Source organism: Synechocystis sp. CACIAM 05, assembly GCF_010222815.1.
Lineage (GTDB): Bacteria > Cyanobacteriota > Cyanobacteriia > Cyanobacteriales > Microcystaceae > Synechocystis.
Window position 1 is genome coordinate 3001529 of the sequence record NZ_CP019225.1, and the last position, 22769, is coordinate 3024297.

The 22769-nt window shown below is 44.7% G+C and carries 19 protein-coding genes; 5 read left to right on the forward strand and 14 right to left on the reverse strand.

From position 1 onward, the window contains the following. The first annotated feature begins 195 nt into the window (after nucleotides 1-195). A protein-coding gene (locus BWK47_RS14240) for an IS5 family transposase (protein WP_237269662.1) occupies nucleotides 196-944 on the forward strand; the annotation gives its coding sequence in 2 pieces (ribosomal slippage) (nucleotides 196-475 and nucleotides 475-944; 750 coding nt in all). Here BWK47_RS14240 and BWK47_RS14245 read toward each other — a convergent pair. From BWK47_RS14245 to BWK47_RS14275, 7 genes are all read right to left on the reverse strand, one after another. Next, nucleotides 939-1133: a transposase gene (locus tag BWK47_RS14245; RefSeq protein ID WP_162329147.1), complete on the reverse strand. Its 195-nt coding sequence runs from the start codon at nucleotides 1131-1133 to the stop codon at nucleotides 939-941. The two genes, BWK47_RS14240 and BWK47_RS14245, sit on opposite strands and share 6 nt — an antisense overlap. After that, complete coding sequence (locus BWK47_RS14250) at nucleotides 1126-1416, reverse strand: MSMEG_0570 family nitrogen starvation response protein (protein ID WP_162329148.1); 291 nt, start codon at nucleotides 1414-1416, stop codon at nucleotides 1126-1128. The genes BWK47_RS14245 and BWK47_RS14250 overlap by 8 nt, the downstream gene beginning before the upstream one ends. A gap of 3 nt (nucleotides 1417-1419) precedes the next feature. Then, nucleotides 1420-2388, reverse strand: coding sequence for a sll0787 family AIR synthase-like protein (locus BWK47_RS14255; RefSeq protein WP_162329149.1), 969 nt, complete (start codon nucleotides 2386-2388; stop codon nucleotides 1420-1422). A 9-nt stretch (nucleotides 2389-2397) separates the two neighbouring features. After that, the gene (locus BWK47_RS14260; protein ID WP_204250420.1) at nucleotides 2398-2916 is read right to left on the reverse strand and encodes an MSMEG_0567/Sll0786 family nitrogen starvation N-acetyltransferase; all 519 of its coding nucleotides are present in this window, start codon (nucleotides 2914-2916) and stop codon (nucleotides 2398-2400) included. A gap of 13 nt (nucleotides 2917-2929) precedes the next feature. Next, nucleotides 2930-4018, reverse strand: a complete 1089-nt coding sequence (locus tag BWK47_RS14265) for an MSMEG_0568 family radical SAM protein (RefSeq protein ID WP_162329151.1) — start codon at nucleotides 4016-4018, stop codon at nucleotides 2930-2932. A gap of 30 nt (nucleotides 4019-4048) precedes the next feature. After that, complete coding sequence (locus BWK47_RS14270) at nucleotides 4049-5074, reverse strand: Nit6803 family nitrilase (RefSeq protein ID WP_162329152.1); 1026 nt, start codon at nucleotides 5072-5074, stop codon at nucleotides 4049-4051. Nucleotides 5075-5227: 153 nt separating this feature from the next. Beyond that, nucleotides 5228-5710 carry an MSMEG_0572/Sll0783 family nitrogen starvation response protein gene (locus tag BWK47_RS14275; RefSeq protein ID WP_010873945.1) on the reverse strand — a complete coding sequence of 161 codons (483 nt, stop codon included), beginning with the start codon at nucleotides 5708-5710 and terminating at the stop codon, nucleotides 5228-5230. Between the two features lie 465 nt (nucleotides 5711-6175). Between BWK47_RS14275 and BWK47_RS14280 the strand changes: the two genes are divergently transcribed. Beyond that, the gene (locus BWK47_RS14280) at nucleotides 6176-7426 is read left to right on the forward strand and encodes an MSMEG_0569 family flavin-dependent oxidoreductase (protein WP_162329153.1); all 1251 of its coding nucleotides are present in this window, start codon (nucleotides 6176-6178) and stop codon (nucleotides 7424-7426) included. Here BWK47_RS14280 and BWK47_RS14285 read toward each other — a convergent pair. The 7 genes from BWK47_RS14285 to BWK47_RS14320 form a co-directional block, all read right to left on the reverse strand. Continuing rightward, complete coding sequence (locus tag BWK47_RS14285) at nucleotides 7399-8508, reverse strand: LuxR C-terminal-related transcriptional regulator (RefSeq protein WP_162329154.1); 1110 nt, start codon at nucleotides 8506-8508, stop codon at nucleotides 7399-7401. The genes BWK47_RS14280 and BWK47_RS14285 overlap by 28 nt on opposite strands. A 243-nt stretch (nucleotides 8509-8751) precedes the next feature. Next, nucleotides 8752-9219 carry a nuclear transport factor 2 family protein gene (locus BWK47_RS14290; protein WP_162329155.1) on the reverse strand — a complete coding sequence of 156 codons (468 nt, stop codon included), beginning with the start codon at nucleotides 9217-9219 and terminating at the stop codon, nucleotides 8752-8754. A 318-nt stretch (nucleotides 9220-9537) separates the two neighbouring features. Then, complete coding sequence (locus tag BWK47_RS14300) at nucleotides 9538-12192, reverse strand: PAS domain-containing protein (RefSeq protein ID WP_162329157.1); 2655 nt, start codon at nucleotides 12190-12192, stop codon at nucleotides 9538-9540. Nucleotides 12193-12472: 280 nt separating this feature from the next. Beyond that, entirely contained in the window at nucleotides 12473-14839 is a 2367-nt protein-coding gene (locus BWK47_RS14305) for an ATP-binding cassette domain-containing protein (protein ID WP_237269663.1), read from the reverse strand. Between the two features lie 59 nt (nucleotides 14840-14898). Next, nucleotides 14899-15768, reverse strand: coding sequence for a M15 family metallopeptidase (locus tag BWK47_RS14310; protein ID WP_237269664.1), 870 nt, complete (start codon nucleotides 15766-15768; stop codon nucleotides 14899-14901). 17 nt (nucleotides 15769-15785) lie between these two features. After that, complete coding sequence (spkD, locus tag BWK47_RS14315; protein ID WP_162329160.1) at nucleotides 15786-17342, reverse strand: fatty acid biosynthesis serine/threonine-protein kinase SpkD; 1557 nt, start codon at nucleotides 17340-17342, stop codon at nucleotides 15786-15788. Between the two features lie 77 nt (nucleotides 17343-17419). Next, a complete protein-coding gene (locus BWK47_RS14320) occupies nucleotides 17420-17797 on the reverse strand; it encodes a DUF4189 domain-containing protein (RefSeq protein WP_162329161.1) in 378 nt (125 codons plus the stop codon). A 297-nt stretch (nucleotides 17798-18094) separates the two neighbouring features. Here BWK47_RS14320 and BWK47_RS14325 point away from each other — a divergent pair, with 297 nt between their 5' ends. The 3 genes from BWK47_RS14325 to BWK47_RS14335 all read left to right on the forward strand — a co-directional run bounded on the left by BWK47_RS14325 (nucleotide 18095) and on the right by BWK47_RS14335 (nucleotide 22557). Beyond that, complete coding sequence (locus BWK47_RS14325) at nucleotides 18095-18259, forward strand: YqaE/Pmp3 family membrane protein (protein ID WP_014407150.1); 165 nt, start codon at nucleotides 18095-18097, stop codon at nucleotides 18257-18259. Between the two features lie 91 nt (nucleotides 18260-18350). Further along, the gene (locus BWK47_RS14330) at nucleotides 18351-22109 is read left to right on the forward strand and encodes a hydantoinase B/oxoprolinase family protein (RefSeq protein WP_162329162.1); all 3759 of its coding nucleotides are present in this window, start codon (nucleotides 18351-18353) and stop codon (nucleotides 22107-22109) included. Further along, nucleotides 22093-22557, forward strand: a complete 465-nt coding sequence (locus tag BWK47_RS14335) for a CYTH domain-containing protein (protein ID WP_162329163.1) — start codon at nucleotides 22093-22095, stop codon at nucleotides 22555-22557. The genes BWK47_RS14330 and BWK47_RS14335 overlap by 17 nt, the downstream gene beginning before the upstream one ends. The last annotated feature ends 212 nt before the right edge of the window (nucleotides 22558-22769 follow it).

Consider the following 22769-nt stretch of genomic DNA (forward strand, 5'->3'; position numbering starts at 1 on the left):
GAAGAATTTAAGCTAGATCCCTGGGTTTCTGATTATGGTGTCTAGAGCCCATTTATAAAGTCTTGTAATGGATAGCAAGTAGGAGAAGAAAAAAAGGAAAACTAAGAGTTAAGAGCAGAAGGAGACAAAGAGCATGAAAAGTCGACAGCCTATGAAACAGACCTGAGCGATGCAGAATGGGCAATAGTTGAACCAATGATTCCTCCCGCAAAGCCCGGAGGACACCCACGAACCACAGATATGCGAGCGGTTTGTAATGGTATTTACTACCAACTAAAAACGGGTTGTCAATGGGCAATGTTACCCCATGACTTTCCTCCTAGTAGCACGGCCTATAGCTATTACCGTAAATGGCAACGTCATGGCGTGTGGGAAAGGCTCAATCTAAGGCTGCTGGAGCAATGCCGCCTCCAGAGTGGCAAGAGCCTTCAACCTAGCGTAATAGCGGCAGATAGCCAATCAGTAAAAACCACCGAAAAAAGGGGGAAGTCTACGGTTTTGACGGAGGTAAGAAGGTGAAAGGACGAAAGCGTCACTTAATCGTCGATAGTCTGGGCTTAGTCTTAAAAGTGATAATGACCGAAGCAAATGCAAGTGAACGCATCGTCACAGCTTATGCTCTGATGAGTTTGCTTGAAGAAGGAACTCAACTCCTCGAGTCTGTCAAGAGCATGTTAGTAGACCAGGGTTATCGAGGTGATACCTTTGGATTAGCCATCTGGCTCTTAATTCAAGCCAAAGTCCAGGTGATTAGTCGTTCAGGGAAGTCTTTTGAGGTCTTACCAAAAAGATGGATTGTCGAGAGGACGTTCGGTTGGTTGAACTGGTATCGTCGTTTGAGTAAGGATTATGAGCATCTACCAGAAATGAGCGAAGCGGCTATTTATGCCGTGATGATTCACATTATGTTGCGTCGTCTTTCTGCTACTTCTACCACTTTATAAATGGGCTCTTAGGGCACTTTTCGTCAAGCCCATTTCCCTTGCCACTTGGCTTATGGGCTTTCCAGATTGTTCTACTATCTTTACTGCTTCTGATTTTTGCTCCTTTGTAAATTGTCGTCTTGTTTTTTCGTCATTTGAACATTCTCCTTGATTTTCGACTCTTTGGATTTGTCCACTTTTTTCAGTCATGGTCAATATTTTGGATGGTGACTTTGGAATCGGGATTGAGACTAAAACACTCTGCTTTTGTTTCAATTTTTTTGAGTTGGGCGATCGCCATCGAGCAGGGTCTGCCATAGACTTGCCGTACCCGTTCACTGGCAAGGGTTAAAGATTTCTGTGATCGCTGCACAAAATCTGCCAATTCGTAGGTTTGACCAGACTGAAAATATTGATTGACCACTGTGGAGGGTGAATAAAACTGATCCTCTGAACCATCGGGCCAAACGATGTCAAATGTAACTTCGGGCATTGTTTATGAATCTCCGGTAAAGCCAGTGAGGGGGTTTTGCTGCAAATCCCAAAATAGTTGGGACTCTGAACCTAGTTTAAGGGTGAGATTATGACCCGGTTGTATCGTGGCGATCGCCTCTGCGACTAAACCCTCAGTCTCAAAACAAGCCCTAACCCTTTCGACCAGTTGGGGATGCACACTGAGCAGAAAACCATAACTCGGAAAACTAAGTAGCCATTGCCTAAAATCTAGACCTTCTGGACAGGGAATGGCATCGAGGTCAAGGATTGCGCCGCATTTCGAGGTTTCCAAAAGCATTAAGGTCGTGCCAATAATGCCGCCCATGCTGACATCTTTCCCCGCCTTACATAGGCCATTTTCAGCAAGATAGGGCAACAGATCCCAGTGTTTTTGCAAAGTTTCTGTCTCTGCCATCGTCGCCGCATCCCAGCAATAGGGGGCATTGGGTCGCGGTTTGCCTTGAAAATTGCTCACTAGCATCAGGCGATCGCCTACCTGGGCATCAAAGCTGGTGATTAAAGACTTTGCCCGACCTAAAATCGCCACTCCCAAGGCATCATAACCACTGTGGGTATTGGTATGGCCGCCCACAATGGGCACATTAAATCGCGTCGAAGCGGCTTGCATCCCTGCCCAAATTTGCCGAGCTTGGTGGGAAGACTGACTCCATAGGGCATCCACCACGGCGATCGGTCTGCCCCCCATGGCATAAATATCACTGACATTGACCAAAACACTGCACCACCCTGCAAACCAAGGCTCTTGGGCAATTAAACTGGGAGCCATCCCCTCGGCCGCAAGCAGTAGATAGCCATTCTCGTCTGGAATTGCGGCACAATCATCGCCTAATCGGATCGCCTCACTATCCCCGCTCCATCGCTGTTGACCTTGACGGGATACCAATTGAATATCCTGCTTATGCAAAATACCCAGAGCTTGCCGCAGTTCAACAATTAAGTCGGTTAACATCACCAAAATCTAAGAAACCTGCAATAAAGTGAGATCAAGCTTCGGTCGGCTATAGACCACGGGGGGATAAAAATCTAAGTCCGCTTCCATTAAATGGTGGGGGCGATCGCAGATCTCAATTTCCTCAAGCGAATGCCAGTGTTGTCGCTGAAAAAAACGCACATTTTGTAATTGCACTGTCGCTAAAAATTTAGTACAACCCCAACCATGGGCCGCAGTAACAGCTTTATAAATCAAACCCTTGCCAATGCGCCCCACCCGCCGATAATTTTGATGTACTCCTAGCCGACCGCCATACCAGATATTCGGTTCATTTTCATAAATCCGCACCACACCTACTACCGCATGTTTTCCAAGAGCCTCTGTATCGAGGGCAACAATTGGATAAGCAAACTGATCCGTCTCATCAAAATCATGTCCTGAAAAAATGCCCTGTTCCTCACAAAAAATTGCTCTGCGTAGGGCAAAATACCCTTGAATTTCCGCCGTAGATTCTGCCAATTCAAACTGAAAACGATTGTTCGACATCGTAAAAATCTCTCTATTTTTCAAATGTTGATAATGCTGAACAAGCGCCACATTTTGCACAGCCGGCCTTCATATCTACTGAAGAAATCTGCGATTGCTTAATGATTTTTCCGACCCTCTGATACAGGGCAAACATAAAATCACTGTCTGGCGCGGGGTGATTTGCTAAAGGTGTTTCGGAAATGGGTACGAAGGGAACAACAAAAGGGTAAACGCCCATATTGACCAGCTTTTCCGAGGCTTCTACCAAGGTTTCCAAGCTATCTCCCAGTCCTGCTAAGAGATAGGTGCTGACCTGTCCCCAGCCGAAGACTTTAACGGCGGCTTCGTAAGCTTCGTAATAATAAGAAACTGGAACCTCGGCTTTTCCGGGCATAATTTTGGCACGAACATCTGGGTCAACTGCTTCGAGATGCATTCCCAAACTATCGACGCCAGCGGCTTTCATGCGCTCGAACCAAATAAAATCATCGGGGGGTTCACACTGGGCCTGAATGGGAATATTGACCCGCGCTTTAATGGCTGCTGCACATTTTGTCAGGTAGGCTGCACCACGATCGCCAGAATTGGGTGTCCCCGTTGTCATGATCACCTGTTCGATACCGTCTAACCGGACTGCGGCTTCTGTGACCTCGGCTAACTGTTCCGGTAATTTACGGATAATTGTGCGATCGGCATCAAGGGATTTTTCTATGGCGCAAAATTGACAAACCGTGGACTCGTCGCGATAACGTATGCAGGTTTGCTGAACCGTCGTCGCTAAAACGTTGTTGCTGTGGAGTAGGGCAATGTGTGAATAGGGAATGCCATCGGCTGTCTTCAAATCATAGAATCTGGGTTGATGGGGCAGGGCGATCGCCGCAATTTCTTCGTCCCCTTTGCTCAAAACCGTCTTTGAGGGCATGGATGCAAGGTTGACATTGTAGGGCGATGCCTGAGCGGTGGAAGTATAGATTGGCACCATCACCGTCGTCCCATCCACCGTCACTGCCCGGTGATCTGAAGGCCCTGCACCGCCTTTGCGCCCAAGGTCTTTGGCGTTGGGATCCACCAGTCGCACCCCTTTGGATTGCAGTTCTGTGATGAGACGTTGCTTATTCATGTCGCTGGGATAATCCTTAAATTTTTGTACTTAATGGCTAAAAATCGGATTGTTGGGCAATGCCTCGATGGTTTCCGGTAGCTCCGGATCACCTACTGCCGCAATAGCATTTGGCGTCACTGGGTTGGCTTCTAGGGCTGACCAGGGCTGATTATTGAGGGTTAGTTGTAATAAATCAGGTCGGGCATAATGTCCCACCGAATCCATCATGCGTTTGCGTTTAGTGATGAGGGAAAAATCTAAATCGGCGATCGCCAACCCTTCTCCCTCAGCAATTGGCTCACAGAGATGCTTTCCTTCGGGGCTAATAATTGCCGTATAACAACCACCACTCAAGGCTTGATGCATTTTTTCGTCGGTGGTAATTTGTAACTTTTGCTCCGCTGTCAACCAACCCGTTGCATTAATCACAAAACAACCAGATTCCAAGGCATGATGCCGCATGGTCACTTCCATTTGATCCGTGAAAATCTGACCCACCATCGATCCGGGGAATTGCCCACAGTGGATTTGTTCATGTTGCGCCATGAGCGCATAACGGGCTAAGGGATTGTAATGTTCCCAACATGCCAAGGCTCCCAAACGTCCAACCGCAGTATCTACCGTTTTCAGACCTGCACCATCCCCTTGCCCCCAAACCATCCGTTCATGGTAGGTGGGCGTGATTTTGCGACGTTTTAGCACCAGCGCACCATCTGCATCAAAAATCAGTTGTGTGTTGTACAGCGAGCCTTCTTCCCGCTCATTAACCCCTAACACCACAACCATTCCATGGGTTTTCGCGGCTTGGGCGATCGCCTGGGTGACTTTCCCCGGCACAGTAACGGCTTCTTGATAAAGCTTTAGATGACTTTTCCCCATTAAAACCGGCGGTTCAACAAAGGAAAAATAAGGGTAATAAGGCACAAAAGTTTCAGGGAAAACAATCAGTTCTACCCTTTCTTTGGCCGCATTGGCGATCGCATCCAGAACTTTCTCCATAGTCCCTTGTTGACTAAAAAGAACAGGACTAATCTGTGCCGCTGCCGCCCGAATATTTTTTGTGTAATTCAGCATGATTTTTCCCAGCACAACGACTGGAATAGTTTCGGAAATAAAAAAATGATTTGAAAATTTTGTTTTTGATTTTTTAGGTTTAATGTATCAATCACTTGTTTTCAAATCATCCCTCCTATCAATAATTGACCAAATATTTAATCAAGCACATTTTTACATTGTCCAAGTATCAAGAATAAACGCACCATCCCTACGGTGCATCAAGATTAAATCCATCACATCTAGGGGATTGATCGGACGAATACCGGGGATTAGAGAAGGCTCACCATGACCATAAAGTGCTTGCAGTGCAAAGCGACAAGCATAAACCTTACCCCCTGCTTCCATGATTTTTACAATACGCTCATTCATCGTTAGGTGACCCGGAAAACCTTCATCCCCAAGTTTAGGAAAACCCCTTTGTACACCGAGAGTAACACCGGGACCATAGAGCAACACAGACGTTTCAAAGCCTTTTTTAATTAAGCGGCTAGCTTGCATTAAATTTACTAAGCCAATGGAGCCTTCAAACGCCACTGTATGAAAGGTAATCAGCGCTTTTTCACCGGGTTCAGCTTGGACATCAGGAAAAACTTTTTCCTCGTAATCTACTAAGAAATCACCTGTTTGGTGAGCTGGCTTAGTTACCTCTGGCATGGTTGTAGTTCCTTAAATTCAAATTCTGATTTGACTTGAGATTAGTCACGTATCAATGTAGAAGCGAAATTTCCTTATTCTTGTATCATTTGTCACAAAAGATTAGTTTTAATTGAAAGTCATAGGTTTAACCATTCTTGATTTTTTATATGAAAATGATCTTTTCTTAATAATCCTAGCCAGCAAAAATGCTTCTTATCTAGATACAGTAAGAGTTTTAAGACTTAGAATCTTCCTAGAAATGGGTTTGTGCTCAGTATGTCTGCCCGAGATTTAGATGATTAGACACCTATCTAAATCAACAGGTCTGTCTCTGTAAAGCTTATAAATGCAAGACTATTTCGATGTTTCCTATTAATAGAATCAGAGATCATCAATTTGTAGCAAAACATACAAGTGTTAGAAATTTCGAGGCTTACAGTTGATGACTATCAGGAAAGATAGAGTTCAATACAGGTAGATAATATGAAAAAAAGCCACTATTCCGTCATTATTGTCGGTGGAGGACAGGCGGGCTTAGCGATTAGTTATCTCCTAAAACAAGAAAGCATTGACCATATTATTTTTGAGAAAAATCAAATTGGCCATGCTTGGCGTAATCAACGTTGGGATTCTTTTTGTTTGGTCACGCCCAATTGGCAATGTCGGTTACCCGGTTTTCCCTATGCCGGTGGTGATGATCAGGGTTTTATGGTCAAGGACGAAATTGTCCAATATCTGGAGGATTATGCAGCATCTTTCCAAGCTCCTATCCTTGAGGGGGTAGGGGTTTCTAAGCTGAGTCAACGGGCTGATGCTTTTGAGGTGATTACCAGTCAAGGAACTTATACCGCTGATCAAGTGGTGGTTGCAACTGGCGGCTACCATACGCCAAAAATTGCGGCGATCGCCAAAAAACTACCTCCCCATATTGTCCAGTTACATTCGATGGACTACAAAAATCCAGAAACCTTGCCAGATAACGTTTTGCTAGTTGGCACAGGTCAATCGGGCTGTCAAATTGCTGAAGACTTACACCTAGCAGGCAAAACTGTCCACCTTGCCACGGGGAGCGCGCCCCGTTCACCCCGCCGCTACCGAGGGAGAGATGTGGTGGAGTGGTTAGAGTTGATGGGTCATTATGATCTGCCCATTGCTGAGCATCCCCAGAAGGAAATGGTACGCCACAAAACCAACCACTATTTAACAGGCCGTGATGGTGGCAGAGAAATTGATCTGCGTCAATTCGCCCTTGAGGGTATGCATCTCTACGGACGACTCAAGGATATTGATGGCAATCAAATTCTATTTGCCGATAATCTCAAGGAAAATCTCGATCAAGCAGACGCAACAGCCGCCAGAATTAAACAAAGCATTGATGAATATATTGCCAAAAATCAGCTTGATGCTCCCATCGAAGCACCCTATCAGCCCGTTTGGGAAGCAACTTCAACACCCCTTACCCTAAATATTGATGAAATTGATGCGGTTATTTGGTCGACTGGTTTTAATTTTAATTACGCTTGGGTCGATGTTCCTGTATTTAATTCGATGGGGGAACCGCTACATGATCGGGGCGTGACTAATGTGGCAGGGCTATATTTCTTGGGTTTACCTTGGTTATATACCTGGGGGTCTGGGCGATTTTCAGGGGTTGCCCGTGATGCGGAATATTTAGCGGAAAAAATTAGAGAAACACTGCTCGCCAATCAAATAAATCCTTGTACGGTGGCTTGATAAATGGCTTGGTAGCGATTTTTGGCGTTGAGTTTATGGAGGGTGCCATTAAGATGAAACTTAACGGTACTCTCGCTGATGTGAAGTTCCTCGGCGATATCGCGATCGCGTAAACCTTGGGCTAATAAGCTGATAATTTCCTTTTCCCGTTCCGAGAGGAGATGTTTGTTAAGCTTGATGCTTTGAAACCCGTCATAGGGCAGTTGCAGCGAAATTTGCAGGATAGATTTATTTATACTACTTTGACTCCTAAATTCACCGCCAATATGGTGGGCTAAAAATTCTATTTCTTTAAAAGGCGATCGCCCATCTGTGTTGAAGACTTCTGGCGAGGATGTTTCCACAATGGCTTCAATGGTGACTGACATCTCGGCATAAATGAGGCGGCAATAGTTACAGGAGAGTCGATTGAAAATTTCTGTGGTTCTGATCAATAGATAGGCAATTGTAGGAGAGAGTTTTTTTTCTGTGCCGATCAGGGTGAGCTTTGTCCGAGTCAGCAATCTTGCCAAAACGTCTGATAAAGGGATTTGATCGCCTAAAAATTGGGTTGTATTGACGGTATTTGTTTCGCTAGGGAGTTGTCGGGCGGCATCAATGGCGATCGCCACTGCCATACAGAGAACTTGTAAAACTTCCAGAAATTCTGCGACAAAGGGAGCATCACTAAAAACAGCCAAGACACCAATCACACGGTCATGGCCCACCAATGGATAACCGGCGAAACCGCGAATATTATTGGCGATCGCCCAGTCACGATCCTTTACCCAAGTTTCATTGGCGAGATGATTGCTTAAAAAAGGAATACAGCTTTGGGCGATTTTCCCGACCTTATAAGCCCCCATCGGCACCCGGGCAAAACTACCATTCGTACTGGTATGTAAGCCTGATGAAGCAACCAGTTTTAAACTCGCACCATCAGGCTCTGTTAACCAAATCCGTGCAAATACGCAATGAAAATCATGGATTAATGCTTCGGTGATTTCTTGGGCGATCGCCGTTGTGTCAAGGCAACCAGAAATGCGCTTACTAGTCGTATTTACCTTTTGGAGATCAAAAATTAGCTGGGCAGAATCTAACACGAGCAGCTCAGAACACTATCAAGTCCACGCTATCAAAGGAAGCGATCTTGAAAAGTGCTGCAACCAACATTATGGACACCGAACCATGGGATGAATTTTCGTCATGATATCTGTGTTTATTGATAGTTCAAAACCGCTGCGACTCAAAATCTAAAGTCATTATATGGACAAGGCGCAGACATTTTATCCCTATCTCAAGGATCATGGCTTTGGATTACATGGATTACATTTTGGGCTGTGGCATTATTCTGGACTATTGATCAAACCAGGGTGATCTAAGGGGCGATCGCCGGGGGCATCCCAGAAGAAACGACGCTCGGATTCAGCAATGGGTTTGTCGTTAATACTTGCTTCCCGACGACGCATTAAACCCGCTTCATCAAATTCCCAATTTTCATTGCCATAGGCGCGATACCATTGACCCCCATCATCCTGCCATTCGTACTGAAACCGGACGGCAATCCGATTGTCGCCAAACGCCCACAGCTCTTTCACCAGACGATAATTTAGCTCTTTATCCCACTTGCGACGCAAAAACTCACGGATTTTTTCCCGACCTTGGAATACTTCCGCCCGATTACGCCAAAAACTATCCTCGGTATAAGCCATACAGACTTTATCCGGGTTGCGACCATTCCATGCATTTTCTGCCATCCGTACTTTGGCGATCGCAATTTCCTTAGTGAAGGGAGGAACTAAAGATGTTGTCATGATTAAAATTTCCCAATAATTTCAGAAGAGACGGCGGCTTACGAATTTGTTTACTCTCATTGTTGATGCAGGCAAAACCTACGAATTCATCTATGGTTGTTGACCCAATAGTGACAGAAGAAGTGTCCGAAAGACCACTAATAGCGAGAACTCCGCATTTGGTGGCCGCCTCATATAAACCAAGGGCTAATTCTTTGAGTAGTTCCCTTTCAATGCGTTGTTCAGAAAGTCGAATAGATTGAAGAATCGAGTCGGGAATTGAAATTTGCATTATGGTCGCATGTAAATTTCGTTAAAATGCATTGAGGCCCGGCTAGATTATGATTCGTCAACTTTGGTTGGGGAAGTTGGCGTATCTTCGAGGACAAAATAGCCATTCCGACCCCGTTTCTTGGCCTGATAGAGCGCATCATCGGCACATTTTACCCAAGAGGCCAAGGACAATCCAGGCCGGGGTACAGCACAATGAATCCCAATACTGACAGTGACATAATTAGCAATCTCAGAGGTGGGATGGGAGATCGCTTTAGCATCCATCAAAGCTTGAATCCTTTGGGCAATGATAATCGCACCGGATAAATCGGTTCTGGGTAAGATCAAGGCAAATTCCTCTCCCCCATAGCGGGCTACTAGGTCTGAAGTGCGATGGACAGACTCTTGCAAAACGGCGGCGACAACTCGTAAACATTGGTCTCCGGCTTGATGACCGAGGGTATCGTTGTAGAGTTTGAAATAGTCAATGTCCAACATCACCAAGGTTAAGGACTCAGTTTCGCGAAAAGCAACTTGCCATTCCCGTTCCAAGGCCTGGTCAAAGAACCGACGATTATAAACTCCGGTGAGGCCATCAATTTGAGTCAATCGTTCCAGTTCAATGTTGACTTCTTGGAGTTTTTCTTGGGCTTGTTTGAGCGGGTCAATGTTTTGAATTTGGCAGACATAATAGAGCGGTTGTTGTTGAGCATCTCGGACCAAACTGACATTCAACAGACCCCAAATCCAACGCCCATCCCGGTGTTGATAGCGGCGTTCTTGGGTATAGGCCATAATTTCGCGGTTGAGCAGTTGTTGAGTTAGGTCTCCTTGGAATGGCACCCAATTGGGATCTGTTACTTCTGCCACATCATGGTCTTGCAGTTCATCGGGAGTATAGCCCAACAGCTCACAAAAGGCGGGATTGACCTCAAGAAATTTACCATCTAAGGAAATCAGTGCACTACTCACGGCCGTAGTTTGGAAGGTTTGCCGGAAGCGTTCTTCACTTTCTGCTAAAGCCTCTTGTATGCGAAATTTATCGGTGATGTCCCGTCCTTCACAGAGGAGAAAAATTATCCGCTGGTCGGTGTCGTAGATGGGCCGAATCGAAAAATCCAAAATAACTTTTTGCCCATGATTGCCCAAATTTTCTACGTCATAGCGAATCAGAATCCCTTGAGCGGCCTGGTGTATCGCGGATTTGAGGTCAGCTTTTAGCTGTTCGGATGCTTGCCACCAGGGAGTTTTCCAAAAATCTTGGTCGACAATCTCATCCACCGTAATGCCAGCAAAATCCAGGGCCCGTTGATTCACTTTGACGACTTTCCCGGTGGGGGTTAACAGAGCGGTCAATTGGGAAGCTTGATCAAACAGGGCTTGCATCAGCGCTTCCCGTTCAGCCAAAGCCAGTTGCACTTCTTTGAGCGGGGTAATGTTGATATTTAAGCCACTCATTCTGACCGGTTGCCCCGCTTCGTTATATTCCACGTGGCCGGTACCTAAAATCCAAACATAATTCCCATCGGCCTGGACTAGGCGAAATTCCCCTTGATAGGGTTCTCCAGTGGCAATGGCTAAGTTAACCCCCGCCTGGACGTGCTCCCGATCATCGGGATGTACTAAGTTGTAGAAGGTGTCTTGGTTTTTCTCGTAACTGTCGGGGCTATAGCCCAAAAGATAATCGGACTGCTCGGACCAATCGGCTTGATCGGTGATTAAATCCCTTTCCCACCAGTTAGTGGAGGTGGATTCCAGGGTCATCCGCAACCGTTGTTCGCTTTTTTGGAGGGCGTCTTCAATTTGTTTGCGCTCGGTAATGTCAATCATGATGCCGCTGAGTTGAATGGGCCGGCCGGTTTCATCCCGCTCTAGGGCTGCCAAATCCGCAATCCAAACCATTTGTCCATTGGGGGGAATCATCCGAAATTCCACCTTAAAGGGCGCATCGTGATTCAGGGTGGCTTCCACCGCGGCTTGCACCTTGCCTTGGTCTTCCGGGTAAATGAGCGCGATGGCATCGGCCCAAGTTTTGGGTAGTTCATCTCCATGGCGGCCCAGCAGATCGTGAAATGAGGAAGCTGAGTACATTTGGTCGTTAACGATATCCCATTTCCACCAGTTGGCAGTTTCGGCAGAGAGGGCTAGGCGCAGAGTGGCTTCATTTTCTTTCAGGGCGGCTTCGGCCAGTTTCTGCTCCGTAATGTCGAGGTTAATGCCGCTCATCCGCAGGGCCTGACCATTGGCATCCCGTTGCACCGTACCTCTGGCCATAATCCAGCGAATTGTCCCATCGGGGTGGACAAAGCGAAATTCGGTTTTATAGGGGGTGCCATTTTCTACAGCATCGTACAATTTTGTCCGGGTGGGTTCTACGTCATCGGGATGGAGAAAACTTAAGAAGGAAGCCGCATTTTTGGGGTAGGAGTTGGGGGCGCGGCCGACCATGGCATCAAAGGTATCTGACCAGTCCACCTCATTGGTTTTGACATCCCAATCCCACCAGCTTGTATCGGTTGATTCCAAGACAAAGCGGAATCGTTCTTCACTTTTTTGTAGGGACTGGGTTTGTTGTTGAAGGCGGCGGAGGGGGCGAATAATGGCCCGAATTACAGTTAAATTCAAGATTACTAACAGGCCCAATGCCAAGGCGGCGATCGCCAGCGTGGAGACTAAACTTTCATTGGCAACATTAATGAAACTTTGTGCGGAAATTGCCATAACTAGCAGTCAGTCCAGCGATTGATTCAGGCTTTGAAAATTGAGGTTAGTGACAAGGGTGGTTTCAAGATTTCGAGTTTTGGGAGTAATAATTGGGGCATAGGTGCGGACCACCAAGCAAATAGTACAATAGCTTGCGTGTAAAATACTATCTGTAAAGCTGAATTTGTAATACCTCCCTGATTCTAGCAAGCTGGACTGGTTCTTGCGCTTTGTAAAAAGATTGGGCAGTGGTTAGTGACATTTTTTAACCAGCCTTTGTTAATTGTTTTCAGTATTCTCAAATAATATCCTCTCTTTTTTTGAACAGGAAAATAACTACGAGGCAAACAAAACCTTGGAACAACAAAATTTCCCAGTTGACCAAAAGATTATTCCAACTAGGGTCGTAAACTAGGGTGGCTTTAAAAGGAGATTCCAATACGGTACCATCGGGAAAAATGACTGGCTCTGGCACTAGACTGTTGATGTCTAATAATGTGCCATAGGCACCGATAGACCAACGGCTGACCATAAACCAAGAAAGATATTGACTCACCCCTTTAATTTGGAACAGTACGCCGGAGAAGATGATTTGGGGCAGTAGCAAAATAGGTAGAGCGGTGTTAGCCTGGGTTTCACTTTTGACCAAGGTAGATACCATTAAGCCTAAGCAAATAGAACTGAAAAGAGTGAGATAACTGGTGATAATTAGCCCCAAACCCCAGGGCAATAGGGGAGGCTGGGGATGGTCGAAGGCAATGAGGATAATCGCCACCATAGCAAGGGTTTGCAAAAGAGCTAATCCTGACCATACTGTTACCTTAGAAGCAATATAGGCAAACAGGTTAAGATTAACTAATCTTTCTCGGCTGTAAATATCATTTTCTTTGACAATTTCTTGGAGAGAACTGGCGAGACCAACCCAGATGGCGGCACAGCTAAATACTAATAGTACGGTCTGAGCTAGGGGCGCAAGTTTGGGATCCGCTTCACTACCCAGAATAAATGGTTCCCTAGTGGCGATCGCCAGATCGATTAATAAAATGCCAATGGGGGCGGTGGCAATGGAAATACCGATATTGACCGGATCCCTAGCCATAATTTGCCAGTATCTTTGGCACAGAATCCAGGTTTGGCGCAGGGGAGATACCCTGGGGGGACTAGGTCTAGGGGCAGCAACAGCGGAATTACTCACCCCCAACCGTTGATCAATGTACTGATGTTGATAGCTAGACCGGCGATAGCGTTGGGCGGCTTTGATCACTGCTGATTGATTATCCAATTGAATATAAACATCAGCAAAATCACCATTATGGAGGTTAAAAAATTGGCAAGCATCGCTAAAAGTGCCGAAATAACACAAATTGCCCCCCTGGCCTAAAAACACCAGGCGATCGCATAGGTTAATGTTGTCGGTGGCATGGGTTACCAACACAATAGTTCGTCCCTGATCCGCTAGCTTCCGTAATAATTGCATCATCTTTTTATCTAGACCAGGATCTAAACCCGATGTCGGTTCATCGAGGAAAAATAATTTCGGATCCACCAGTAATTCCACGCCGATGGATACCCGTTTGAGTTGGCCGCCGCTTAATTTTTTGACCAGAACATGGCGACGTTCCTGCATTTCAATTTGGCCCAAGGTTTTCTCAACAATTTCGTCAATATTCGCATCTTGGGGCAATCTTAATTTAGCCACATACCGCAAAGCTTCCTCTACGGTTAGGGAACTGTGGATAATATCTTTTTGGGGCACGTAACCAATTTGATTACGGTAAAGGTTAAAATTATTTCTCAGATCTTCACCGTTCAAATAAACTGTGCCAGACGTAGTAGGTTCAATACCTAATAAAGTCCGCATAAAAGTCGATTTGCCTGCGCCACTTCCCCCCACTAAAGCTACCAATTGACCTGGTTCAATGGGCAAAGAAATTTGGTTAAGGAGTGTAATTTCTTCGCTCTGACTACCTTGAACAGTGCGGACGATATTGCGGGCATCAAGGCGAATATTATCCCCGGTGTCGGCAATGAATAATTGATCGTTTTGTAATACCAGGGTGTAGGGAACTATTTTGATGATGGCGGCGGTGTTAATCAGAATTTTACCGTTGACTTTAGTGCCATTAACGTAAACACCATTGGTGCTGTAATCGTGTAAAAGATAGGTATTTGGCTCTAAATAATCCAGGACAGCATGTTGGCGGGAAACTGCGGGGGAAAGTAACTGTAAGTTGGCAGTTTCGTCCCGCCCAATAACCACAGATTTTTGCTTTAAATTGATGGATAATAGCGATGTTAAATTGGTAGGGCTAGAGCCATTGGGAGTAAAATATTTAATAGTAATAAGAATATTAATATTTTGTCCAATCTTAATAACATCTCCATTCTGTAATGGGTAGCCAATATCATGAGTGATTAAATGATGATTAATAAATAGCTTGTTACTGCTGGGATTGAGGTGATCGCCGTCACAAATAAAGTAATTACCTTGATCTTCTACTAAAGTAGCTTGACAACGACTAATAATGCTCCAATCAGCAGGGACTATCAGGTCGGCAAATTGGGAATCTCGACCTAAAATATGTTTACTTTTAGTTAATTCAAAAGGGGGTAAGCTTTGACCTTGATTAGTGACAATAATGTATGGTCTATTATTTTGATTCATGACCATTTAAAATTATTGAAAAGTAAAATATTCATAGTTAAGGCTGTAAATTATAGATATTAAATACCATTTCGGGCCACCATGAAAATTTGACTTGCTCTTGGTGAAGCAACATAACGCCAATGCCATGGTTCATAACTTACTCCTTGACTATTGTTAGGAGGAAATGAAAGTTCAAAACCATACTGATTAGCATTTCTAGCTAACCATTGATAAGCAGATGTATTTTCAAAATTTATTTTTAAATCATTTGCTGGATTATCACCATCTCCAATATCTAAAGCATAGCCAGTGTGGTGTTCACTGTGTCCGGGAGGGGCACTAAACCTTGCCGCTGCTTCTTTACCACCTTTTCTTTTAATTTGATTTTGAAATAAAGCATCCTGAGAGGCAATAGAACGAAATCCAGAAATAATAGTCAATCTTACTCCTTGAACTTGAGCATCAGCTTGCATCTTTTTAAAAGCAGTGGCTGCTTCTTGATCTAAAGATTCACTGCGGCCGTAATATTCACCTACTTTTACTAATCTTTGCTGGCTATTTTCAGGAAAAGGATAATGGCCTAAATTAGTTTTAACCGCAATATTGTTGGAAACTTCTCTTGATCCTTGCTGTTGTGCTAGCGGGGGTAATTGTTCATAATCTGGTGGAAGTCCTGGCAATAGGGGGCTAGTCTGGATTTCGGGGACTTCAGTTATTAATGGTTCGAGATTAGTTGGAGTCGGAGTGGGAACCGGAAGAGAGGAAAGCTCTCTATCTTCAAGGGGGGGGGGAGATGAAATTTTTTCTTGATTATGAATGCCACTAGTTTCGTTAATAGATAATTGTTTAGCATTAGGTAGATACCACCAACCATACAACATTCCCACTAACAGAGCGGCAACAAAAAAGTTTACCAATTGAAAGTTATTTTTTAAAAATTTTAGCATTTTCCTCAGAATCAAGTCTAAAAGTTTACTAATTGACTGGCAATCCACCCCGTTGATCCTGAACCATAGTGATAAACTTTATACCAAACATGGCCACCGGAATCAGTACTACTATCTAAGATGTCTAAACCCTCACCTGTATAGCCTTGAGTAATAACGCCATAATCTGTTCCCGGACCAGAGCGAATATTTTTAGATCCAGGAATTCCTCCAATAGTTGCGCTAGCACCGCTGGCCATAGCTTTTGCCTGATTTGCCAAAACTTGAACTCTCTGTCTTTCTGCCGCTAAACGCTGCCTTTCTTGCTTAGCTCGTTCGGCCTCAGCAGCTAGTCTTTGACGTTCTTCTTCTACTCGTTTTTGTTCTAATTCCCTTTGACGTTCTTCTTCTACTCGTTTTTGTTCTAATTCCCTTTGACGTTTTTCATCCTCGGCAATTTTTTGCTCTGCTTCTATTCGTTTTTGCTCTGCTTCCTGTTTTTCTTTTTCAGCTTGAGCCGCCCTAGCTTCAGCTTCTTTAATTTGTTGGGGAATTATAAACCCACCTCCTAAACCAGCAGTGACCACAATAATCCCAATAAGAACAGTTAACAGCGTTGCAATTTTTGATTTTCCATTGTTGTTCGAGTAGTTATTATGAGAGTTACCGACGGGTGTAACAACAGTTTCAGCCGTTTTGGTGGAACTTCTCGTGACTAAAAATTCATTACTAGGTGCAACTCGAACAGTTTCCATTGGAAGTGCTGGCTCAGCCCCAGAACTAATTAAGGAGTGTAGAGCCTGATACATTGCTTCGGCACTGGAATAACGACGACTAGGCTCCATTTCTATGGCTTTATTGATTACTTTAGCCAAGACAGAATCGATTTTAGATACATGACTTTGCCAGTCTAATTGGCCTGTTTGCTGGTCGCTAGAAAATTCAACCGGCAACTTCTTGGTAAGAGTGTAAATAATAGTCAGTCCTAAAGCATAAAGATCGGTGCTGAAAACAGAACGTCCCGAACTTTGTTCAGGAGCCATAAATCCCCTAGTGCCAATAACTACAGAGCTAACAGTGGAACCTGAGCCTAAAGTAACAGCCCCCATAGTTTCCTTAACAGCACCAAAATCAATCAGAACGGGTAAGTGATCACTGTCCCGCAAAATAATATTTTCTGGCTTAATATCTCGATGAATAATTCCTTTGCCATGAATGTATTTAAGGGTAGTTAACAAGGAAGAGAGAATAGTCTTTGCTTGTTCTGAACCAATAGGAGCAATTTCATTCAGGCTAACTCCTTGAATATACTCTTGGACTAAGTAAAATTCATTATCGTTTGAGAAATAGCTATACAGCTTTGGAATTTGACTGTTATGCTCTCCTAAATCTTCTAACACTGAAGCTTCTTTCTCAAACAATTTTTGAATTAGCTCAGTGGAAGTATTACTATTTGCATTGGCTGGTTTAAGACGTTTTATTACCACCAGCTTTTGAGATGGTATCTGAGTATCTTTGGCTAAAAAAGTATCGCCAAATCCTCCTGAACCAAGGGATTTAACAATTTCATAACGGTCGAGTACTTGGACATTCATGTTGTTTGTTTATCTAAAATCAAAAAATTGAAATACTTAAATTCAGCTTTAATTCAATCAATTGAACTGTAAAAAACTTATCTTTCAACTTCAATATGACAATTGTAATTCCCATCTTTTTTGGCTTTCCTTCTTAAAATATCAGCCGCCACATTCCAGTTATGCTTAGAAGCAGCGGTATAGGGCATACCACCACAATAACCACCGACAAAGTACCAGTCATCTTTTTCTGCTGTAGAAACAGAACAACTTCCGCCACCATTACCTCGACAGTTACGGATTGCGGCCTGTCTTGCCTTTTCCATAGTTGAGTAACCAGTGGCCCAACCCCAACCCCTTACTCCCTGGGCGATGGCCGAGTAGCCAGCCAAAGCAGGGGAAGCCACCAAGCAGGTGCCCAATAGGGACAGACCAGAAATAGAAAGGACGTTTTTGGGACTGAAGATAATTTTCATAGCCGTATCGTTGCCTCATACAGACAAACTTATAGGAATATTACCCTAGTTTTACGAAAAGGATCTCATTCCGTCAGGACTTTTTTATTAACTTTCGTTAAAGCCGTTTTCCTTAGGCGATCGCCATGGAGCAAAGGGAAAAATGGAAGAAAATTTATCTGGATTTTGGTAGTACTGTTAAAGTTAATTTCACCAAAATTAGTCAATGGGATAGCATAGTCAGTGCGACAATTCTGTGCTCATTTTCCCTTGGTCTGTCAAAAGACCCTAATTATCCCGACATATTGGAGTGAACTAATGGATATTGTTAAGATCATTTGTGCGATTCTATTGCCGCCTCTGGGGGTTTTCCTGCAAGTGGGTATTGGCAAAGACTTTTGGATTAACCTACTGCTGACCATTTTTGGTTTGTATATCCTCGGTCTTGTCCATGCCATTTGGGTCATTGCCAGGGAACGTTAATTAGTATCAATAAAAACATGGCTAGAGGATCAAGTTTGGTCTACTCCAGCCATGTTTAAGCAGAAATTAATTGCCTAAGATAAAAATAATCATGACCAAATTTTTTGTGGACCGGGGCGGCACCTTTACCGATATTGTTGCCATTACCAAAGATACAAAATTAGCCCAACATTCCGCTAAAGATAGGCGATTTAGCGTATTTACCCTACCCACAAAAGAAACGGTAATTTTATTTAAATTATTATCAGAAAATCCGGAACTTTATGACGATGCAGTTATCCATGGCATCCGAATTATTTTAGGTTTATCTTCCAACGAACCCATCGCCCCAGAAAAAGTTAGCATGGTTAAAATGGGCACCACCGTAGCCACCAATGCGTTGCTGGAACAGAAAGGAGATCCCCTAGTTTTAGTGATGACCCAAGGATTTCGAGACGGGTTGGCGATCGCCTATCAAAATCGGCCGGACATTTTTGCTTTGGAGATTAAAAAGCCTAGCTTGCTCTATGGCCCGGTCATTGAAGCGATGGAAAGAATTAATGCCCAGGGAGAAATTTTACAACCCCTAGATAAGCATAAGATTCACCAGGATTTACAACAGGCCTACGACCAAGGAATTCGCAGTGTGGCGATCGCTTTAATGCATAGTTATCGTTATCCTGACCATGAATTAATCATTGCTGAAATTGCCCAAAACATTGGCTTTACTCAAATTTCCCGCTCCTCTGAAGTTAGCCCCCTAATTAAATACATTTATCGTGGCGACACCACCGTTGTGGATGCCTATCTTTCCCCTTTACTGCGGCGTTACGTTGACCAGGTGCAAGGGCAATTACCAGGAATAACAGTACAGTTTATGCAGTCCCATGGAGGTCTGGTGGATGGTAGTCATTTCCAGGGACGGGATAGCATTCTTTCTGGCCCAGCGGGGGGCATTGTCGGCGCTGTCAAAACTTCCCAGCGGGCAGGCTTTCGCAACATTATTACCTTTGACATGGGGGGCACTTCCACTGACGTAGCCCACTTTAACGGTACCTATGAACGGTTGTGGGAAACGGAAATCGCCGGAGTACGTCTGCGGGTACCTAGCTTAGCCATCCATACAGTGGCGGCAGGGGGCGGTTCCATTTTGCACTTTAACGGGCAAAGATACCAAGTAGGTCCTGATTCTGCGGGGGCCAACCCTGGGCCAGCCTGTTACCGTCGGGGCGGGCCGTTAACAGTAACCGATGCCAATGTCATGGTGGGACGGGTGCAAAAAAGCTATTTTCCCCCTGTATTTGGCCCAGAAGGAAATCAGCCCTTAGATATTGATATTGTTCAGGAAAAATTCATCGATTTAGCAAACCAAATAGCTCGATTCACTGCAACTAAACCTATACCAGAGGAAGTGGCGGATGGCTTTCTGGCGATCGCCGTAGAAAATATGGCCAATGCCATTAAAAAAATCAGTTTGCAACGAGGCTACGACTTGGAAGCTTATACCCTTTGTTGCTTTGGCGGCGCAGGGGGCCAGCTAGTTTGTCGATTGGCTGATCGCTTGGGCATTAGCAAAATTTTTCTTCATCCCTATAGCGGTGTACTATCCGCCTATGGCATGGGTTTGGCGGAGCAACGGGCTTTGCGGGCCATGACCATTGAGCAACCCTTAACGGCGGACAATTTAGAGAGCTTATTCACCAATTATCAAACCCTAGAAACCCAGTTAGCCGAGACTTTTATTAGTAGTCACAACAGCAATAATAAAGCAGAAAATACTAGTAAATCACCGGAAATACGTCGTCAAATTGATTTAAAATACCAGGGCACTGACACCAGTTTAAGTCTTGATTTTTGCCAAGATTTAACCAGTTTAATCGCTCAATTTACAGACCAACATCAACAACGCTACGGTTTTAGTCAAACAGGCACTCCCCTCACCATTGCTGCCATTAGTTTAGAGTATATTCAACCTCTAGATTTACCGCCGGAACCCTGTTTAGCTCCAGTGGTAAAACCGGCCCAAGCTTTAGAAATGGTGAATTTTTATGGCGATCGCCAATGGCATGCCATGCCTGTGTATCAACGTCAGCACCTAGCTCCTCAACAAGTGATTATCGGCCCGGCCATGATTGTGGAAGGTACTGGCACCATCGTTATAGATTCTGGTTGGCAAGCCCAGTTGGGTCAAGCATCCCCAGGGAAACCCCAACCCTGCCATTTGGTGTTGGAAAAAGTAGTTGATAAAATAAAAGATACTTCTCGTTTAATTGATGACAAAGACGAATTTAAAGTAAATGTAAATACTGACAATTATGGAGATAGCAATAGCAATCAAGTCGATCCAGTACGGTTAGAAATATTCAAAAATCTCTATCAATTCATTGCCGAAGAAATGGGCATTGTTTTGCAAAATACTGCTAGCTCAGTCAACATTAAAGAACGGCTCGATTTTTCCTGTGCCATTTTTGATTCCCATGGGGATTTGGTGGCCAATGCACCCCACATTCCTGTCCATTTAGGCTCCATGGGGGAAAGCGTTAAAGCCCTCTGCCGCGATCGCCATCAGCAATTGCAACCGGGGGATGTGTATCTGTCCAATAATCCCTATAACGGTGGCACCCACTTACCGGATGTGACGGTAATAACCCCTCTGTTTGGCTCTGCGGGTAAGGAAATTTTGTTTTACGTTGCTTCCCGGGGCCACCAAGCAGATTTGGGCGGCATTACCCCCGGCTCCATGCCTCCCCACAGTCAAAATATTAACCAAGAAGGCATTTTATTTGACAATGAGTTGTTAGTTAAAGCCGGGGAATTACAAACGGAAGAGATTCGTAATTATTTGCTTAATAGCGTTTATCCCGCTCGCAATCCCGAACAAAATTTAGCTGACTTTTCTGCTCAAATTGCCGCCAATCAACGGGGCATAATGGGTTTAGCAAGCATGGTAGCCCAGTATGGTTTAAACACCGTTCAACAATATATGACCCATGTGCAAAATAACGCGGAACAAGCAGTAACCAAGGCGATCGCCAAGCTGAAATCCGGTCAATTTATTACGGAAATGGATAACGGTATCCGCATTGCGGTAACTATTGCCGTTAATGCTCCCCAAGGCACCGCCATAATCGATTTTTCCGGCACTTCTCCCCAGGGAGATCATAATTTCAATACCCCCAAAGCGGTGGTGCAAGCAGTAGTTTTGTATGTTTTTCGCACCCTGGTGCAGGAACCCATTCCCCTCAATGCCGGTTGTCTTAAACCGTTAAAAATTATTATTCCCCCCGGTTGCCTCCTCGATCCCCAATATCCCGCCGCCGTGGTGGCTGGTAATGTGGAAACTTCCCAGGCGATCGCCGACACGTTATACGGAGCGTTGGGTTGTCTGGCCGCCAGCCAGGGCACCATGAATAACCTCACCTTTGGAGATGGGCAATATCAATACTATGAAACCATTGCAGGAGGCAGTGGCGCTGGGCCTAATTTTGCTGGTTGTGACGCAGTGCAAACCCACATGACTAATTCCCGCTTGACAGATCCGGAAATCTTAGAAGGTCGTTTCCCGGTGTTGTTGGAACAATTCGCCATTCGGCCCCACAGTGGTGGCGCAGGTAAATTTCCCGGTGGCAACGGCATTGTGCGCCAGTTTAAGTTCCTTCAACCTCTATCAGTAGCTATTTTGGCTAATCGGCGGCGGGTGGCACCCTTTGGGTTGGCCGGGGGAGAAGCAGGAGCCGTGGGGGAAAATTGGTTACTGCGTCGTTCTGGGGATAAGGTACGGTTAGATAGTTGCGCCCAGGTGGATGTGGCCCCTGGCGATCGCCTAATGATCAAAACACCGGGGGGCGGAGGTTATGGCCATCGAGATTGAACGTAAATTCCTGGTTAAAGATGACCGCTGGCGGTATTTAGCCCAGGGTTATTTGTACCGTCAAGGTTACATTGCGACCAAGGATTTAACCACGGTTCGAGTCCGTACCATTGGCGATCGGGCCTATCTCACTATTAAGGGTAAAAATACCGGCATGGCCCGTTTGGAATTTGAGTATGAAATTCCCGCAGTGGATGCTAATCAAATTTTGACTGAACTTTGTTCACCGCCCCTGATTGAAAAATATCGTTATTGCCTCGATTACCAAGGAAAAACCTGGGAAGTGGACGAATTTTTGGGGGATAACCAGGGTCTAATTTTGGCGGAAGTAGAATTATCCCAAGCTGACGAAAAAATAAGTTTACCCCCCTGGATTGGGAAAGAAGTCACGGATGATGCTCGCTATTACAACGTCAATTTGACTCAACATCCCTACAAAAATTGGTGACAGCTTAAACGATGAACAAACATAAGATTTTTAAGTTTCTTTTTCTTGTTTGAATCCAAAACATAGCCAACCAAATAATTTAAATGATTTATCAATTTTACCTTTTTTCTTTAGAACGTGTTTGAAAAGCCCCCCTGACCCCCCAAATTTGGGGGGAAACAGACGCAAAGTCCCCCAGTATTGAGGGATTTAGGGGGCAAAACAAGACTTTA

Bases quoted from the DNA above. Each gene is read 5' to 3' on its own strand.
- BWK47_RS14245 (WP_162329147.1), bottom strand. From the start codon at position 1,133: ATGACTGAAAAAAGTGGACAAATCCAAAGAGTCGAAAATCAAGGAGAA.
- BWK47_RS14335 (WP_162329163.1), top strand. From the start codon at position 22,093: ATGGCCATCGAGATTGAACGTAAATTCCTGGTTAAAGATGACCGCTGG.
- BWK47_RS14260 (WP_204250420.1), bottom strand. From the start codon at position 2,916: ATGTCGAACAATCGTTTTCAGTTTGAATTGGCAGAATCTACGGCGGAA.
- BWK47_RS14310 (WP_237269664.1), bottom strand. From the start codon at position 15,768: ATGCTAAAATTTTTAAAAAATAACTTTCAATTGGTAAACTTTTTTGTT.
- BWK47_RS14320 (WP_162329161.1), bottom strand. From the start codon at position 17,797: ATGAAAATTATCTTCAGTCCCAAAAACGTCCTTTCTATTTCTGGTCTG.
- BWK47_RS14330 (WP_162329162.1), top strand. From the start codon at position 18,351: ATGACCAAATTTTTTGTGGACCGGGGCGGCACCTTTACCGATATTGTT.
- BWK47_RS14305 (WP_237269663.1), bottom strand. From the start codon at position 14,839: ATGAATCAAAATAATAGACCATACATTATTGTCACTAATCAAGGTCAA.
- BWK47_RS14275 (WP_010873945.1), bottom strand. From the start codon at position 5,710: ATGCCAGAGGTAACTAAGCCAGCTCACCAAACAGGTGATTTCTTAGTA.
- BWK47_RS14255 (WP_162329149.1), bottom strand. From the start codon at position 2,388: ATGTTAACCGACTTAATTGTTGAACTGCGGCAAGCTCTGGGTATTTTG.
- BWK47_RS14265 (WP_162329151.1), bottom strand. From the start codon at position 4,018: ATGAATAAGCAACGTCTCATCACAGAACTGCAATCCAAAGGGGTGCGA.
- BWK47_RS14280 (WP_162329153.1), top strand. From the start codon at position 6,176: ATGAAAAAAAGCCACTATTCCGTCATTATTGTCGGTGGAGGACAGGCG.
- spkD (WP_162329160.1), bottom strand. From the start codon at position 17,342: ATGAATGTCCAAGTACTCGACCGTTATGAAATTGTTAAATCCCTTGGT.
- BWK47_RS14300 (WP_162329157.1), bottom strand. From the start codon at position 12,192: ATGGCAATTTCCGCACAAAGTTTCATTAATGTTGCCAATGAAAGTTTA.
- BWK47_RS14290 (WP_162329155.1), bottom strand. From the start codon at position 9,219: ATGACAACATCTTTAGTTCCTCCCTTCACTAAGGAAATTGCGATCGCC.
- BWK47_RS14325 (WP_014407150.1), top strand. From the start codon at position 18,095: ATGGATATTGTTAAGATCATTTGTGCGATTCTATTGCCGCCTCTGGGG.
- BWK47_RS14270 (WP_162329152.1), bottom strand. From the start codon at position 5,074: ATGCTGAATTACACAAAAAATATTCGGGCGGCAGCGGCACAGATTAGT.
- BWK47_RS14250 (WP_162329148.1), bottom strand. From the start codon at position 1,416: ATGCCCGAAGTTACATTTGACATCGTTTGGCCCGATGGTTCAGAGGAT.